The following is a 15,033-nucleotide window of genomic DNA, read 5'->3' as shown; positions in this document are numbered from 1 at the left end:
TATGCACCTCAACCCTTACGGCGCGGACGCCGTGAACCTGGCGGCCGAGCTGGCCAACCGCCGTCCGGCGAGCCCGCGCGAACTCGCGGACCGCTGCCGCGCCGCAGGGCTGGCGCTGGAACAGCCGGTCGCCCCCGATGACCTGGAACGCGTCAACGCCGCACTGGACGCGTGGGAGACGGTCGTCGACACCACCGGCGAGCACGAGCGCGCCGCCCTGGTCAACCGGATGCTGGCCGCGAGCGCCGCCCACCCCCGGCTGACCGACCACACCGGCGGCGGCTGGCACCTGCACTACCGCGACGAGGACCAGTCGCCCGGGTCGCTGCTGTGCACGCTCATCTCCGTCGGGACCGCGCTGCACCTCGTGGGACGCGGCATGAACAGGCTCCAGCGCTGCGCGGTCGCCGAGTGCGGTGTGATCTTCGCCGACACCTCCCGCACGGGACGCCGCCGCTACTGCTCCCCCAGATGCGGCACCCGCGACGCGGTCCGCAGGCACCGCGCACGGACCGCACCGGACGCGGCGCAAGGGGGACGCCCAAGCCCGAGCGGGCGCTGACTCGGCGGCCGGCGGAAGCAGCGGAAACGCGACGGACGCGCGTTTCCGCCGCAAGGGCCTACCCGGCGGAGGCGGCGGTGCCGAAGGGGTTGTCCAGGACGTAGCGCCAGCGGCCGTCCGGGCCCCGGCGGGCGACGTCGGTGGCGGTGCCCTCCAGGCGGACCGGGCCCTCCTCCCCCGCGCCCTCGATCACCCAGTCGACGATCAGCAGGGCGAGCTCGCCCGAGGTGTAGACGTGGCGGGGGCTGACCTTGATCGGCAGGCCGAGGGCCATGAAGCCGGCGTTCGCGGCGTGGGCGTCGGAGCCCGTGAGCGGGGTGCCCGGCTCGGGGACGAACACCGCCCCCTCCTCGTACAGCTCGGCGATAGCCGCCGGGTCCCCGCTGTTGAAGCGGTCGGCGAACACGAGCACGACGTCCTCGGGGCGTTCGGCCAATGGGCGCATCGTCGTTCCTTCCGGGTAGACAGGATCGGGAGGCGAAACGCTAGGAGGCGCTCTCGTGACTCACCAAACGGTCAGCCATCCGGGGCTGCCCGACGATCCGCGCGCGAACGCGGCGGAGCCCACGCCGTCCTGTCCGGTGGAGATCACCATGAACGCGCTGCGCGGGCGCTGGACGACCCTGGTGGTCCGCGAGCTGCTGCGGGGCGACCGCTCGTACAGCGAGCTGCGGCAGGCCCTCCCGACGCTGTCCGACAAGGTGCTGACCGACCGGCTGGCGCATCTGGTCGAGACGGGCGTGCTCGAACGGGAAAGGCGGGCGGGTTGGCCGCCGCGCACCCAGTACGCGCTCACTCCGCAGGGCCGCCGGCTGGGGCCGGTCCTCCAAGCTCTCTGGGACTGGGGCGCCGAGCTCTAGTCAGGTGAGGAGGCCCCTGACCAGGTCGCGGTAGGCGTCCTTCATGGGGAGGTCGCGTTCGGTGCGGATCCGGCGGCGGACGGCGGTCACGTCCGTGCCCCGGATGGGGTCGTGCCCCGTCTTCTCGTAGGTCTCCCACCAGAACCCGACGCCGCGCCGCTGCCAGACGGGGACCTCGTTGAAGTTGACGCCGCGCGAGAACAGCAGCTCGTTCTTGTCCGCGGCCGACGTGCGTTCCAGCTCGCGGCTGGCCTGGCGCGCGGACATGCCCTCGCCGCGCAGCGTCCAGTAGCACCAGCCGTTCAGCGCGCAGCGCGCCGCGTCGGCCTGGCGCCAGGACAGGTAGTCGACCACGTCGTCCAGACCGGTGCCCATCCAGACGCGGGCGTCGAAGACGGCGGGCTCTCCCGCGGCGTGGGTGAACGCGGCGGTGGCGATGCCAGCCGACAGCGAGACGAGCTTCTCCACCTCGCGGCCGAACAGGTCGAAGGCGGGGTCGAGGACGACGGAGATCTCGTCGCTCTCGGTGTAGGCGTAGCGTCCGCCGAGTTCGGTGAGCAGGGCGGTCGCGGCGTCGGTCATGAGCGCGGAGAAGCGCGGGTCGAAGGGCTTGTCGAAGCGGGTCTCGGTGTAGCGGGAGAAGGAGCGGCCGTCCACGCGGACGACGGCCCACGCGCCGGGGAGCAGCGTCAGCGAGTGGAACCACTCGCGCGAGCGCATGCGCGCTTCGAGATCCTTCATGGGGGGAGGTCCTTCATGGGGTGAGGGCGGCCACGAGGTCGGCGGCAGGGGTCTCGGTGGTCTCGCGGAAGGATTCGCCCGCCCAGAGGTTGACGCCGTCCGGGTCGCCTTGGGCCGTCGACGCCCTGCGCAGCGGCGCCGTCATGTAGTGGATGTCCGGGTAGGCGGCGGGCGCCTCCCCCGAGTGCTCGGCGAGGAAGCGGTTGACGAGGCCGCGGGCTGGACGTCCACTGAAAGCCCTGGTCATCGCCGTCGAGGTGAAGCGGGAGTCGGCCAGGGCGGCCTTGTGGAGGTCGCTTGCGCCGCTCTCCGGGCAGCGCAGGAAGGCCGTCCCGAGCTGGGCGGCGACGGCGCCGAGGGCCAGGACGTCGGCGACGTCGGCGGCGGTGGCGAGGCCGCCGGCGGCGATGAGGGGCTGCCGGGTGGCCGCGCGGACGGCCGGGACCAGCTCGCGCAGCGGCGGCAGGTCGTCGAGGACGTTGGCGAACGAGGCCCGGTGGCCCCCGGCCTCGGGCCCCTGGAGGCAGAGCGCGTCGGCGTCGGACGCGCGGAGGGCCTCGTCCACGGTGGTCACGGTGACGATGACGGTGGCGCCGCGGTCCTTGAGGGCGCGGACGACGTCCGGTGCCGGGCAGCCGAACGTGAAGCTGACGAACGCCGGCGGGTCGGACACCAGGTCGGCGATCTTCGCGTCGTAGGCGTCGTCGCGGGCGCCCGGGGTGCCCGGCTCGACGCCGAGGCGGGCGGCCTCGGGGGCCAGGCGGTCGCGGTAGGCGGCGACGGCGGCCGGGTCGACCACGTCCAGGGACGGCATGAAGACGTTCATCCCGAACGGGCGGGACGTCAGCTTCCGCGTCGCGGCGATGTCGGCGCGCATGGCCTCCGGCGTCCTGTACCCGGCGGCGAGGAAGCCGAGGCCCCCCGCCTCCGAGACGGCGGCGGCCAGCTCAGGCGTCGACGGCCCGCCCGCCATCGGCGCCTGCACGATCGGCAGTTCCGGCCACATGGCGCTCACCTCGGTCCGATCGATCCGACTCCCGGTCACTACGCACGATAATCGCGGGGGACCCCGCCGGGTGACGCCGGGGTCGCACAGGGAAGGGGGTCGGCATGCGGGTGCTGCTGCACTACGACATGGACCACGAGGAGCCCGGGCTCGACATCGCGAGCTGCTCGGAGCAGGACGACGCGCGGTTCGCGGAACTGCTGGCGGACACCGAGGTGCTCTGGCACGTGCTGCGCCCGGTGACGGCCGCCGACATGGACCGCGCGCCGAGGCTGAGGCTGATCCAGAAGCTCGGCACCGGCGTGAACACCATCGACCTCGACGCGGCGGCCGACCGCGGCATCGCGGTCGCGAACATGCCCGGCCGCAACGCGCAGGCCGTCGCGGAGACGGCGCTGCTGCTCATGCTGGCGGCGCTGCGGCAGGTCGTGCCGTTCGACGCGCGCACGCGGCGCGGCGAGGGCTGGCCCGCCGACCGCTCCCTGTTGGGCGGGGAGCTGGCCGGACGGACGGTCGGACTGCTCGGCGGCGGCGAGATCGCGACGCTGCTGCGCGGGATGCTGGAAGCGGTCGGGGCGACCGTGCTCTACACGACCCGAACGCCCCGGAGTGACGATCCGTCCTGGCGGGAGCTCGACGAGCTGCTCCGCGCGAGCGACATCGTGTCGGTGCACATCCCGTTGACGGACGAGACCCACCATCTCCTGGACGGTGAGAAGCTCGCGCTGCTGCCGGAGGGCGCGATCGTGGTGAACACGGCGCGCGGCGCGGTGATCGACGAGGCGGCGCTGGTGGCGGCCCTGGAGTCGGGGCGCCTGGGCGGCGCGGGCCTGGACGTCTTCGAGAAGGAGCCCGTCGGCGCGGGCAACCCGCTGCTGGCGCTCGACACCGTCGTCGTCATGCCGCACGTGGCGTGGCTGACGCGCGAGACGTGGAACCGCTACTTCGAGGTCGCCGCGGAGAACTGCCGCCGCCTCGCGCGCGGCGAGGCCCTCCTCCACCGTGTCGTCTGAGGGAGATCCAGGCATCAGCACGCGTCGGCCGCCGCTCGGATTCCGGATGCAATGCGGAGGGGCCGCTCCACCGCGGTGGAGCGGCCCCAGTTCAGGCGGCCATCCCCGGACCCTTGAGAAGTGCGAGGTGTTGTTCGAGGAGGGCGACCAACATGGCATGGGCGGCCGTCATTGTCTCATCGGCCACTGCCCAGGCCCGGAGAGCGGTTTTCCGGGCCTCAAGTGCGTCCTGCTTGGGCGCGCGACCGGAAATGGAGAGCTCGGTCCCGCAGCGTTCACTGACGCGCTCTGCCTCGTCGGCGAGATCCCTCGCCTCCTGGCGGATTCTCTCGGCCGTCCGGGCAGCCCTTTTGAGGCGAGTGGAGAGCAGGGCGGCCGCGTGATTGACGGCACCCCACTCTTCGTATTCGGCCCCACCGCGGGCGATCACCGCGAACCGGTCGGCGATTTCCCTTCCCCGCGTGAGTTGGGTGCCGGTCATCTGGCGGGCGCCTTCGGCGTCGGCGAGCGACTGGGAAGCCTGCTCTATCAGCTCCAAGATGACCCGGTCCGCCGGTATCGGCCCGCTTCTTCCGCCGACGTCGTTCGGGGGATTGCTGGTAGTCATGTGGGATCAACCTTTCGTTACGTACTGCACGAGGCAGAGCACCCCTGCTTGATCAGGGGGCTGACCAAGACCGTGCGGATCCGAAACGGAAGGGCAACCGGGGGACGTGTCGGCCGGGAACCGGGTCAGGGTCCGGCTGGCTCCCACCAGGTGAGGTTGGCGGCCGCGCGGGCCACCGGCTCGATGATCTCCCAGGCCTCGCTGATCAGCCCGTCCTCGATCCGCCAGATCTCTATGACCGCGATCTCCGGCCCGTCCGGGAGCCACCGCCGCGTGTGCAGCACCACGTGGCCGCCGTCGCCCAGCAGGTGGCGGACCTCGACCTGCATGCCGGCGAGCGGGATGAGCGCCGCCTGCACGGCGGCGAGCCATTCGTCCTTGGTCGAGAAGGTCGCGTCCGGCCGGTGGTGCACGAAGTCGTCGCTGAACAGCGGCCGGAGCCCGTCGACGCTGCCCGTGGTCATCAGTTCCGAAAGGGCCCGCTGGATGATGTCCTTGTTGGTCGTGGAATCGGGATTGGTGAGGGACGCGGAATCGGTCATGGACGCAGTGTTTCCGCGGCTCTGGCGGATTGTCGATGAAGTCCCATTTCATGGCGTCCCGTTCCACGATGAGTACGCTCGATGTCCGTGGACACGGTCGGGGAACTCCTGCGGCGGTGGCGGCATCACCGGCGGCTGAGCCAGCTCGACCTGGCGATCGCCGCCGACGTCTCCGCCCGGCACGTCAGCCTCGTCGAGACGGGGAAGTCCAACCCGAGCCCCGCCATGATCCTGCGGCTCGCGGACCGGCTCGACGTGCCGCTGCGCGAACGCAACCGGCTGCTGCTCGCGGCCGGCTTCGCGCCCCGGTACGCCGAGCGGCCGCTGGACGACGCCGCGCTGTCCGCCGCCCGGAACGCGGTCGAGAGGGTGCTCCGCGCGCACGAGCCGTACCCGGCGCTGGCGTTCGACCGCCGCTGGGACATCGTCATGACCAACCGCGCCGTCGAACCGTTCTTCGCCGAGGTCGACCCCGAGCTGCTCCGGCCGCCGGTCAACCTGCTCCGGCTCGGGCTGGACCCGCGCGGGCTCGCCCGCCTCGTCGTCAACCTGGCCGACGTGCGCGCGGTGTTCCGCTCCCGGGTCAGGCGCCAGCTCGCCGCCGCGCCCGACCCCGGCCTCGCCGCCCTCTACGAGGAGCTGCTGGAACCCGGGGCCGGGGACGCGCCGGCCGGCGCCGACGTCACGATCCAGATGGTCGTCCGTCTGGAGGGGCGGGAGCTGCGGCTGTTCTCCACCATCACCACGTTCGGCACCCCCATGGACATCACGCTGGACGAGGTCGCCGTCGAGTCGTACTACCCGGCGGACGCCGAGAGCGCCGCCTACTTCGAGGGCCCCGGGAGCGGGCTCACGGGATCAGGACCGGCTTGACCACCTTGCCGGACGTCGTGTCCGCCTCCGCCTCGTTGATCTGGGCGAGCGGGTAGGTCGCGACGAGCCGGTCGAACGGGAACCGGCCCCGCCGCCACAGCTCGATCATCCGCGGGATGAACGTGTGCGGGACGGCGTCGCCCTCGATGATGCCCTTGACCGTCCGGCCCATCAGCAGGAGGTTCGCGTCCAGCCGGTACTCGGCGGCGCCGACGCCGACCAGGCCGCAGACACCCGTGGTGCGCAGCGACGCGACCGCCGCCCGGACGACCTCGGGAACGGCCGTCGAGTCCAGCGCGAACTGCACGCCCTCGCCGCCGGCGATCGCCCGGACCTGCCCGGCGATGTCGTCGTCCGCCCCGTTCAGGACGTGGGTGGCGCCGAGTTCGCGGGCCAGGTCGAGCCGGGACTCGTGCAGGTCGACGGCGACGATCACGGAGGCGCCCGCGACCCGGGCCGCCATCACCGCGGCCAGCCCCACCGCGCCCGCCCCGAAGACCGCGATGCTGTCGCCCGCACGGACCCCGAGCGAGATCAGCACCGAGGCGGCCCCGGTCTGCACGCCGCAGCCGAGCGGCCCGAGCACCTCCAGGGGGACGTCCTTGCTCACCGGGACGACGTTGTGCGCGGTGCCGAGGGCGTGGCTCGCGAACGACGACTGCCCGAACCAGCGCGTGTGGACGGGCTCGCCGCCGGTTGTGGTGGCGCGGGGCGTCCCGTCCAGCGGCATCGCGAGCATGTTGAGCGCGGTCATCTGCGGGCAGGCCCCGGGCTTGGCCGCGCGGCAGTTGTCGCACGTCCCGCACGAGTCGAACGACATGACCACGTGGTCGCCCACGGCGGGGCCGGTGACGCCGGGGCCGACCGCCTCGACCACGCCGGAGCCCTCGTGCCCGAGGACGACCGGCTTCGTGACGAGGTCTCCGGGGACGCGGCCGAGCATGTCGGTATGGCACATCCCGGCGCCCGCGACCTTGACGAGGATCTCGCCTGGCCCCGGGTCCGCGAGGTCGAGCTGCTCGATCGTGTAGGGGGCGTCTGCGGCGCGCAGCACCGCGGCTTCGATCTGCACCAGGGGTTCCTTAGGCGAGGGAGTAGCGGATGGGGAGGCGCTTGAGGCCGCCGACGAAGGTGGTGGCGATGCCCACCGGCGACCCGGCGAGCTCGACGGAGCCGAGGCGGGGCAGCAGCTCCTCGAAGAAGGCGCGGACCTCGATGCGGGCCAGCGCCGCGCCCAGGCAGTAGTGGACCCCGAAGCCGAACGCCAGGTGCTTGTTCGGGTCGCGCCCGACGTCGAAGCGGAACGGGTCGTCGAAGACGTCCTCGTCCCGGTTCGCGGACGGGTAGGACAGCAGCACCGACTGGCCCTCGCGGATGGTGGTGCCGCGCAGGTCGTAGTCCCGCACCGCGGTGCGCATGAACTCCTTGACCGGCGTGACCCAGCGGATCATCTCGTCCACGGCGAGCGGCATCAGCTCCGGCTCCTTCTGGAGCCGCTCGAGCTGGTCGGGGTGCTCGATGAGCGCGTGCAGGCCGCCGGTGATCGTCGCGCTGGTCGTGTCGTGCCCGGCCGTCGCGATGATGACGTAGTAGGACGCGGTGTCGAAGTCGTTCAGCGGCTCGCCGTCGACGCGCGCGTTGGCGATGGCGGAGGCGAGGTCGTCGGTCGGGTGCCTGCGGCGCTCGGCCGTCAGCCCCTGGAAGTAGGCGAAGAAGTCGAGCAGGACCTGGAGCTTCTCCTCGTTGGTCGTGCCCCGCTGGAACTCGTCGTCGTCGCCGCCGAACAGCTCCTGCGTCAGCTTCAGCATGCGGTCGAAGTCGCTCTCCGGCAGCCCGAGCAGCGACAGGATCACATACAGCGGGAAGTGGACGGCGACCTCCCGCGCGAAGTCGCACTCGCCGCCGAGGTCGACCATCCGGTCGACGTACCGCTTCGCCAGCTCGCGGACGCGCGGCTCCAGGGCGCGCATCGCGCGCGGCCGGAACCAGTCCGCGCCGATCGCCCGGATGACCCGGTGGTCGGGGTCGTCCATGTGGACGAGCGTGCGCAGCGCGATGCCCTGCTCCACGCGCTCCCGGTTCAGCGCGTCGAACTCGGCCGTGCCGAGGATCGGGCGCGGCGCGTTGAGGAAGAGCTGGTGGTTGCGCTCGACCTCCAGGACGTCCTCGTGCCTGGTGACGCCCCAGAACGGGGTGTATCCGGGGGCCTCGACCCAGTGCACCGGTGACTCGCGGCGCAGCCGGGCGAGGGCCTCGTGGAACCGCCGGTCGTCGGCATAGGCCTTCGGGTCGGCGAGCGCCAGGCCCGCCTCGTCCAGGGTCAGCGTCATCGCTTCACTCCTCGGTCACGGCGGCCGCCCACCAGGAACCTACGGGCCCGAATCGCATTCGGTCAACGGCCTGCCGGCTGATGTCGAACGGGACCGCGCGCCGGGCGCGGCGGCCTACAACGGTCGCAGAAGCTCAGGGCGGGAGCGGGGTTTTCGGTGCAGGAGCCGGGCTCAGCGCGGGCCCTGGAGCTCGGACCTGGGACGGGGCCCTCCGGGGGCGGAGGCTCAGATGTCGGCGAAGTCGCCGTGCCGGCCGCGGCCGCTCGCGAACCTTCCGGCGCCCTTGATCGCCTCCTCCATCGAGCCGAGGCCGTACCGGTACTCGGCCTCGATCGCCTCGTCCTCGGCCAGGCCCTCCGCCTCCAGCGCGGACAGCCGGTCACCCCGCATGCAGGCCTGCGGGAACCGGGCCAGCTCGGCCGCCAGTTCCTCCGCCGCCTCCCGCGCCTTGCCGTGCGGGACGAGCCGGTTGGCAAGGCCGATCTCGAACGCCTCGCGCCCTTCCACGGGCCGTCCGGTGAGGATCAGGTCCATGGCGCGGCTCGCGCCGATCAGCCGCGGGAGCCGGACCGTCCCGCCGTCGACGAGCGGGACGCCCCAGCGCCGGCAGTAGACCCCGAACGTCGCCGTCTCCTCCACGACACGCAGATCGCACCAGAGCGCCAGCTCCATGCCCCCGGCGACGGCGTGGCCCGCGACCGCCGCGATGACCGGCTTCGACAGGCGCATCCGCGTGCAGCCGAGCGGCGCGTCGGCCGGGGGCGGGTCGAGGCGCGGGCCGCGGTCGGTGCCGACCGAGGTGAGGTCGGCGCCGGAGCAGAACGTCCCGCCCTCGCCCCACAGGACGGCGACGCTCGCGCCCTCGTCCGCGTCGAACTCGCGGAAGGCCGCGGCCAGCTCCCGCGCCGTGGCGCCGTCCACGGCGTTGCGCGTCGCGGGACGCGACATCACCACCGTCGTCACCGGCCCGTCCCGCTCGATCCGTACCGCCACGCGCCCCTCCTCGCCACCGACGAACCCGGCCACCGGACGAACCTAATCGGCCGTGAAGGCTCCGTCCGCCAGGTCCTCGAAGCGCTCGAGGTCGTCGGCCGGGGCGTCGATGCCGCGCAGCGGGCCCGGGTCGGCGAGGTGGTTCCGGGCGTACAGGCGCGCGACCAGCGCCTTGCGGTCCTCGCCGGAGTCGGCGCGCTCCCAGCCTGCCTGCTCCAGTAGCAACGCGGCCGCGTACACGTCGGCCATGTACTGGGCGAGCGGGTAGAGGCGGGCTTCGGCCACCGTCCTGTCGAGCCCGCGCCACTTCTCTATGGCCTCCCGGAGATGCCCGATGCTCTGCCCGACGAGCGCGGCCGTCTCGTCGTCCCCGCCGGGCGCCCGGTCGAGGGCCCGGTCGAGCCGTTCGAGGAACGGCTCGTGGGCGTTCTGCCGCTCGATCGCGCGGCGGACGTCCAGGCACAGGATGTTGTCGCCGCCCTCCCAGATGGGGTTGACCTGCGCGTCCCGGAGGATGCGCGCGACCGGCCACTGCTCGATGTAGCCGTTCCCGCCGTGGATCTCGATGGCGTCGCTCGCGGCCGTCACGCCCAGCCGGGCGGCCCGCAGCTTGATCAGCGCGGCCCCGAGGCGGAGCCGGGGACGCCCCAGGTACCCGTCGAAGACGAGCGCCTGCACCGCCTCGGTCTCCACGATCAGCTCGGCGAGCTTGCGGCGCATGAGCGGCTGGGCCCCGAGCGACGCGCCGAACGCCTCGCGGGCCTGCGCGTAGCAGAGCGACTCGACCAGGGCGCGCCGCGCGCAGCCGAGGCCCATCATGGAGATGCCGAGCCGGGCGCCGTTCGTCAGCTCCATCATGCGGGCGAGGCCCTTGCCGTCCCCGCCCTCGCCCGCGCTCGACGCCGGGGCCAGCAGGAACGCCTCCGCGTCGGTGAACTCGATCTCGGCCGACGCCACCGACCGCGTGCCGAGCTTGTCCTTGAGCCGCCGGATCCGGACGCCGTTGCGCGAGCCGTCCCGCCGCTCCCGCAGGACGAGGAACGGCGCGATGCCCCGGACCCCGTCCACGGCCCCCTCGGGCTTGGCGAGCACCACGAACGCCGAGCCGCCCGCGTTGGAGGCGAACCACTTGAACCCGTTGAGGCGCCAGGCGTCCCCGTCCCTGGACGCGGTCGACTCCAGCGCGCCGAGGTCCGAGCCGCCCGACCGCTCGGTGAGCATCTGCGCGGCCTCTCCGGACATCTCCCCGGCCGCGAACAGCTCCCGCACCCGCGCCCTGACGTCGTCCGGCGCGAACATCTCCGCCAGCCCCACGACCATGTCGCCGCCGGTGCCGAGCGCGCACGCCATGCCGATGTCGGCCTGGTCCAGCAGGTAGCTCCAGGCGACGCCCATCGGCGCGGGGTCGACGCCGGCGCGCTTCGCCTCGGCCACGAAGTCGGGCCGGGTGAAGGACGTCGCCACGATGTCCCGGTGCGCCGCCTCGAACGACGGCGGCATGACGACCTCGCTGACGTCGCGCCCCCACCGGTCGTACTTCTCCAGGCGCGGCGGGTTGCGGTCCGTCTCCTCGGCCCGCTCGGCGATCGGCCCGCCCATCAGCGCGCCCATCTCCCTGAGCCGGGGCTCGGCCCAGCCGAAACCCTCCCCGAGGTGCCGCCGCATGAGGAAGCGCAGGGTGGGGTCGCAGTCGTACCAGTTGCGGCCGGCCGCGCCCCGGTAGCGCTCGGTGGCGTAGCGGCGGGCCTTCTCCGCACCCCCGAACGGCAGCCGGTCGAACGACTCGATGAGGTAGGACGCCATGGCTCGACATTACACTTCATGTTCACGCGACAAAAGACTGTAATCTGAGGACGGGGTCACCCGCCGTCCCCGGTAGGGTCACGGACAGCCATGGACAGCCTGGAGATTCGCCCGCTCACCGCTCGGTCGGTCGTCCTGAGCACGCTGCTGGGCGTCCACCCGCCCCGGCTCCCGGCCCGGTACCTCGTCCGGGTCGGCGAGCTGTTCGGCATCGCGGAGGGGACGATCCGGGTGGCGCTGTCGCGCATGGTCACCGCCGGCGACCTCGTCCAGTCCGGCGGGACGTACGCCCTCACCGAGCGCCTCCTCGCCCGCCAGGCCCGCCAGGACGAGGCCCGCCTCCCCCCGACCCGCCCGTGGGACGGCGGCTGGGAGATCGCCGTCATCACCGCCGAGCGCCGTCCCGCCGCCGACCGCGCCGCACTGCGCCAGGCGATGTCCACGCTGCGGCTGGCCGAGCTGCGGGAGGGCACCTGGCTGCGGCCGGCGAACCTGTCCCGGCCGCGGCCCGAGCCCGTCCTGCGCCAGTGCACCTTCCTCACGGGCCGCCCCGAGGGCGACCCCGCCGCCTTGGCCGCGTCCCTCTGGGACCTCGACGCCTGGACGGCCAAGGCCCACGCCCTGCGCACCGCCCTGGCCGGCGCCGCCTCGATCGCCGAACGCTTCACCTACGCGGCGGCCGTCCTGCGGCACCTCCTGAACGACCCGCTCCTGCCGCCGTCCCTGCTGCCCCCCGACTGGCCGGGGCCTGACCTGCGCGCCCGCTACGAGGCCTTCGAAGCCGACTTCGAGCAGCTCCTCACCACGCAAGTCCTCGCCTGAATCCGGGATGGGACTGGTACCAGTGTTTTCGCGAAGGGAGCCGATGGGCGTTCCTGGGCTGCCTGCGCCCGCTGCCATGCCGAGTGCTCATCCACGCCCGCATCGCCCGCCATCTGGTGAGTTAAAACGATAACACGCGAGCCTGTTTCTTCAAGAAAACGTGATCAGCTGGCGGACCGCCTCGGCGGTGTGGAGGCGGTCGAAGCCCTCGTTGATGTCGTCGAGGGGCAAACGGCCGCTGAGGAGGGCGTCCACGGGGAGGGCGCCGTCCCGGTAGAGGGAGACGAAGCGCGGGACGTCGCGCCGGGGGACGCAGGAGCCGAGGTAGCTGCCGCGCAGGGTCCGCTCCTCGGCGACGAGGCTGAGCGCGGGCAGGGACAGCGGCGCGCCGGGGGCGGGCAGCCCGACGGTGACGGTCGTGCCGCCGGGACGGGTGGCGGCGTAGGCCTGTTCGAGGACGGCGACGACGCCCGTCGTCTCGATGACCTTCTCCGCGCCGCCGGAGGTCAGGTCGCGGATCGCCTCGACGGCGTCCGGGCCGCCCGCGACGGGACGGGCGCCGAGGCGTTCGGCGAGGTCCCGCTTGTGGGCGACGACGTCCACGGCGAGGACGGTGGACGCTCCGGCGGCCTTGGCGGCGAGGACGGCGGACAGGCCCACGCCGCCGAGGCCGAACACCGCGACGGTGTCGCCCGGCGTGACGGCGGCGCTGTAGAGGGCGGCTCCGGCGCCGGTGAGGACGGCGCAGCCGAACAGCGCGGCGATGTCGAAGGGCAGGTCCTGGTCGACCTTCACGGCCGAACGGGACGAGACGACGCTGTACTCGGAGAACGCCGAGACGCCGAGGTGGTGGTGCGGGCGGGTGCCGTCCGGGGCGCGGAACCGCCTGCCGCCGCCGAGCAGGGTCCCGGCGCCGTTGGCCTGGGCGCCCGGCCCGCACAGGGCGGGACGCCCCGCGACGCAGCGCTCGCAGTGCCCGCAGGCCGGGACGAACGCGAGGACGACATGGTCGCCCGGAGCGAACTCGGTGCCGGGCCCGGTCTCCACGACCTCCCCCGCGGCCTCGTGCCCGAGGGCCATCGGGAGCGGGCGCGGCCGGGACCCGTTGATGACCGACAGATCGGAGTGGCAGAGCCCGGCGGCACCGATTCGCACCAGCAGCTCGCCGTGGCCGGGCGGGTCGAGGCGCAGCTCGGCGATCTCCAGCGGGCGGGACGCCGCATAGGGGGCGGGGCGTCCCGGCTCCACGAGGACGGCGGCGCGGGTCCCGGTCATGCGGCGAGCAGCTTCTGCATCTCGGTGCGGACCGCTCCGGTGATCTCGACCGGGCGGCGGGTGTCCCGGTCGACGAAGACGTGCACGAAGTGGCCCTCGGCCACGAGCGCGCCGTCCGAACCGCGCAGCATGCCGACCTCCCACCGGACGCTGGAACGGCCGAGCTTCCCGACGCGCAGCCCGACGCGGATCATGTCGGGGAACGCCACCTCGGCCTTGTACTCGCAGTGGGACTCCACGCAGAGCGCGATCGAACCGGACGACGCCGGGTCGAAACCGGCGGTCCGGATCATCCACTCGTTGATGACGGTGTCCATCAGCGAGTAGTGGACGACGTTGTTGACGTGCCCGTAGACGTCGTTGTCCTTCCACCGCGTCGGGACGTTCTCCCAGTACAGGTACTCGCCGGTCATGAGGAGCAGCGTAGGGGCGGTGTCCTGGCGTCGCCGCATCGGCCGGGCACAACGGTGCCCCCGCAAAATGTCACCCGCCCGCGCAAGTGCCCCCGCCCAACAGGCGCGCGGCCGGAGAGGGGGAAGCGGCGTTCACCAGGCCGCGAGGAAAGGTTCTGAGCACGATCCCGGCCAGGTGAACGCCGCCCCTCAGCGGTGCCGCACGGACGCCGCCGTCTATCGGGCCGCAGCGGTACCGGACGGGGTGCGGGCCGCGTCGAAGCGGGCCTTCACGTCCGTCCAGTTCACGAGCGACCAGAGCTTCTCCACGTAGTCCGGGCGGACGTTGCGGTATTGGAGGTAGTAGGCGTGCTCCCAGGCGTCGAAGACCAGCAGCGGGGTCGCGCCCATGCCGACGTTGCCGTGGTGGTCGTAGACCTGCTCGACGACGAGGCGCCCGCCCAGCGGCTCCCATGCGAGGACGCCCCAGCCGGAGCCCTGCACGGTGGAGGTCGCGGTAGTGAGCTGCTTCTGGAAGGCCTCGAACGTCCCGAAGTGCTCGTCGATGGCCGCCGCGAGCTCCCCGTCCGGGCGGTCGCCGCCGTCCGGTGACAGGTTGTCCCAGAAGATCGAGTGCAGGACGTGGCCGGAGAGGTTGAACGCGAACGTCTTCTCCAGGCCGACCAGCCCGCCGAACTGCTCCTTCTCGCGCGCCTCGGCGAGCCTCTCCAGCGTGTCGTTGGCGCCCTTGACGTAGGCGGCGTGGTGCCTGGAGTGGTGCAGCTCCAGGATCTCGCCGGTGATCGCCGGCTCCAGGGCGGCGTAGTCGTAGGGCAGGTCGGGAAGCGTGTAGTCGGCCATGCGGCCACTATTGCAAATAAGTTGCAGTTACGTCCAGTGCGCAACACGAGGCGGACCCGCCCCCGGGGCGGGGACGGGTCCGGTGCTCGGTGTCAGATTTCGGGGTCGGGTCGGTCGGGGCCGGGAGGCCGGTCGTCCTCGGTCAGTAGCGGCGGCCGCCGCCCCGGCCGCGGCCGCGTGACAGCAGTCCCCGGACCTTCGCCTGCGTGCGGGGGTCCCGGGCGAGCCGTTCCGCCCGCGCCCGCGCCTTGCGCCCCTGCGGGCTCCGGGCGAATCGCATGATCTTGTCCATGAGCGGCACGTGCTTCCTCCTTGGGCTGGCCTTTACCGTCCAACGACTGCCCGTTCTGGAA

18 protein-coding genes are annotated in these 15,033 nt (G+C 72.8%); 5 read left to right on the top strand and 13 right to left on the bottom strand.

What is annotated here, in order from left to right; genetic code table 11:
* Position 1 precedes the first annotated feature (1 nt).
* Positions 2 to 562 (top strand): CGNR zinc finger domain-containing protein, encoded by a 561-nt coding sequence (locus FKD65_RS26180; protein ID WP_141579989.1) that lies wholly within the window; start codon positions 2 to 4, stop codon positions 560 to 562.
* A gap of 58 nt (positions 563 to 620) precedes the next feature.
* Here the strand turns inward: FKD65_RS26180 and FKD65_RS26175 are convergent, their stop codons facing one another.
* On the bottom strand, positions 621 to 1,007 hold the full coding sequence (locus FKD65_RS26175; protein ID WP_141579988.1) for a DUF4440 domain-containing protein: 387 nt from the start codon (positions 1,005 to 1,007) through the stop codon (positions 621 to 623).
* A gap of 55 nt (positions 1,008 to 1,062) precedes the next feature.
* Here FKD65_RS26175 and FKD65_RS26170 point away from each other — a divergent pair, with 55 nt between their 5' ends.
* Entirely contained in the window at positions 1,063 to 1,422 is a 360-nt protein-coding gene (locus FKD65_RS26170) for a helix-turn-helix domain-containing protein (protein WP_141579987.1), read from the top strand.
* Here the strand turns inward: FKD65_RS26170 and FKD65_RS26165 are convergent, their stop codons facing one another.
* Complete coding sequence (locus FKD65_RS26165) at positions 1,423 to 2,163, bottom strand: tRNA(His) guanylyltransferase Thg1 family protein (protein WP_141579986.1); 741 nt, start codon at positions 2,161 to 2,163, stop codon at positions 1,423 to 1,425. It lies immediately after the preceding gene.
* A gap of 13 nt (positions 2,164 to 2,176) precedes the next feature.
* Positions 2,177 to 3,169, bottom strand: coding sequence for a nitronate monooxygenase (locus tag FKD65_RS26160; RefSeq protein WP_141579985.1), 993 nt, complete (start codon positions 3,167 to 3,169; stop codon positions 2,177 to 2,179).
* Between the two features lie 104 nt (positions 3,170 to 3,273).
* Between FKD65_RS26160 and FKD65_RS26155 the strand changes: the two genes are divergently transcribed.
* Entirely contained in the window at positions 3,274 to 4,182 is a 909-nt protein-coding gene (locus FKD65_RS26155) for a D-isomer specific 2-hydroxyacid dehydrogenase family protein (protein WP_141579984.1), read from the top strand.
* A 91-nt stretch (positions 4,183 to 4,273) separates the two neighbouring features.
* On the opposite strand, the gene FKD65_RS26150 is transcribed toward FKD65_RS26155, so the two are convergent.
* Positions 4,274 to 4,789, bottom strand: coding sequence for a hypothetical protein (locus FKD65_RS26150; RefSeq protein WP_141579983.1), 516 nt, complete (start codon positions 4,787 to 4,789; stop codon positions 4,274 to 4,276).
* 125 nt (positions 4,790 to 4,914) lie between these two features.
* Positions 4,915 to 5,331 carry a nuclear transport factor 2 family protein gene (locus tag FKD65_RS26145; protein ID WP_141579982.1) on the bottom strand — a complete coding sequence of 139 codons (417 nt, stop codon included), beginning with the start codon at positions 5,329 to 5,331 and terminating at the stop codon, positions 4,915 to 4,917.
* A gap of 81 nt (positions 5,332 to 5,412) precedes the next feature.
* Between FKD65_RS26145 and FKD65_RS26140 the strand changes: the two genes are divergently transcribed.
* A complete protein-coding gene (locus tag FKD65_RS26140) occupies positions 5,413 to 6,204 on the top strand; it encodes a helix-turn-helix domain-containing protein (RefSeq protein ID WP_368367132.1) in 792 nt (263 codons plus the stop codon).
* Here the strand turns inward: FKD65_RS26140 and FKD65_RS26135 are convergent.
* From FKD65_RS26135 to FKD65_RS26120, 4 genes are all read right to left on the bottom strand, one after another.
* Positions 6,182 to 7,276: an NAD(P)-dependent alcohol dehydrogenase gene (locus FKD65_RS26135; protein ID WP_141579980.1), complete on the bottom strand. Its 1,095-nt coding sequence runs from the start codon at positions 7,274 to 7,276 to the stop codon at positions 6,182 to 6,184. The genes FKD65_RS26140 and FKD65_RS26135 overlap by 23 nt on opposite strands.
* Positions 7,277 to 7,286: 10 nt before the next feature.
* Complete coding sequence (locus FKD65_RS26130; protein ID WP_141579979.1) at positions 7,287 to 8,534, bottom strand: cytochrome P450; 1,248 nt, start codon at positions 8,532 to 8,534, stop codon at positions 7,287 to 7,289.
* Positions 8,535 to 8,759: 225 nt separating this feature from the next.
* Positions 8,760 to 9,527 carry a crotonase/enoyl-CoA hydratase family protein gene (locus tag FKD65_RS26125; RefSeq protein WP_141579978.1) on the bottom strand — a complete coding sequence of 256 codons (768 nt, stop codon included), beginning with the start codon at positions 9,525 to 9,527 and terminating at the stop codon, positions 8,760 to 8,762.
* 42 nt (positions 9,528 to 9,569) lie between these two features.
* Positions 9,570 to 11,330, bottom strand: a complete 1,761-nt coding sequence (locus FKD65_RS26120; RefSeq protein ID WP_141579977.1) for an acyl-CoA dehydrogenase family protein — start codon at positions 11,328 to 11,330, stop codon at positions 9,570 to 9,572.
* Positions 11,331 to 11,420: 90 nt separating this feature from the next.
* On the opposite strand from FKD65_RS26120, the gene FKD65_RS26115 reads away from it, so the two are divergent.
* Positions 11,421 to 12,152 carry a PaaX domain-containing protein, C- domain protein gene (locus FKD65_RS26115; RefSeq protein WP_141579976.1) on the top strand — a complete coding sequence of 244 codons (732 nt, stop codon included), beginning with the start codon at positions 11,421 to 11,423 and terminating at the stop codon, positions 12,150 to 12,152.
* A gap of 150 nt (positions 12,153 to 12,302) precedes the next feature.
* On the opposite strand, the gene FKD65_RS26110 is transcribed toward FKD65_RS26115, so the two are convergent.
* The 4 genes from FKD65_RS26110 to FKD65_RS44425 all read right to left on the bottom strand — a co-directional run bounded on the left by FKD65_RS26110 (position 12,303) and on the right by FKD65_RS44425 (position 14,981).
* A complete protein-coding gene (locus tag FKD65_RS26110) occupies positions 12,303 to 13,427 on the bottom strand; it encodes a zinc-dependent alcohol dehydrogenase family protein (RefSeq protein ID WP_141579975.1) in 1,125 nt (374 codons plus the stop codon).
* Positions 13,424 to 13,840 (bottom strand): thioesterase family protein, encoded by a 417-nt coding sequence (locus FKD65_RS26105; protein WP_141579974.1) that lies wholly within the window; start codon positions 13,838 to 13,840, stop codon positions 13,424 to 13,426. The genes FKD65_RS26110 and FKD65_RS26105 overlap by 4 nt, the downstream gene beginning before the upstream one ends.
* Positions 13,841 to 14,056: 216 nt before the next feature.
* Positions 14,057 to 14,680 carry a superoxide dismutase gene (locus FKD65_RS26100; RefSeq protein ID WP_141579973.1) on the bottom strand — a complete coding sequence of 208 codons (624 nt, stop codon included), beginning with the start codon at positions 14,678 to 14,680 and terminating at the stop codon, positions 14,057 to 14,059.
* Between the two features lie 142 nt (positions 14,681 to 14,822).
* Positions 14,823 to 14,981, bottom strand: a complete 159-nt coding sequence (locus FKD65_RS44425) for a hypothetical protein (RefSeq protein ID WP_168220885.1) — start codon at positions 14,979 to 14,981, stop codon at positions 14,823 to 14,825.
* Between the last annotated feature and the right edge of the window lie 52 nt (positions 14,982 to 15,033).

It is taken from the genome of Actinomadura sp. WMMA1423 (genome assembly GCF_006547145.1).
In the GTDB taxonomy this organism is placed as follows: Bacteria; Actinomycetota; Actinomycetes; order Streptosporangiales; family Streptosporangiaceae; genus Spirillospora.
Note: the sequence above shows the minus strand (reverse complement) of the source record. Positions and strands in the feature narration are given on the sequence as shown.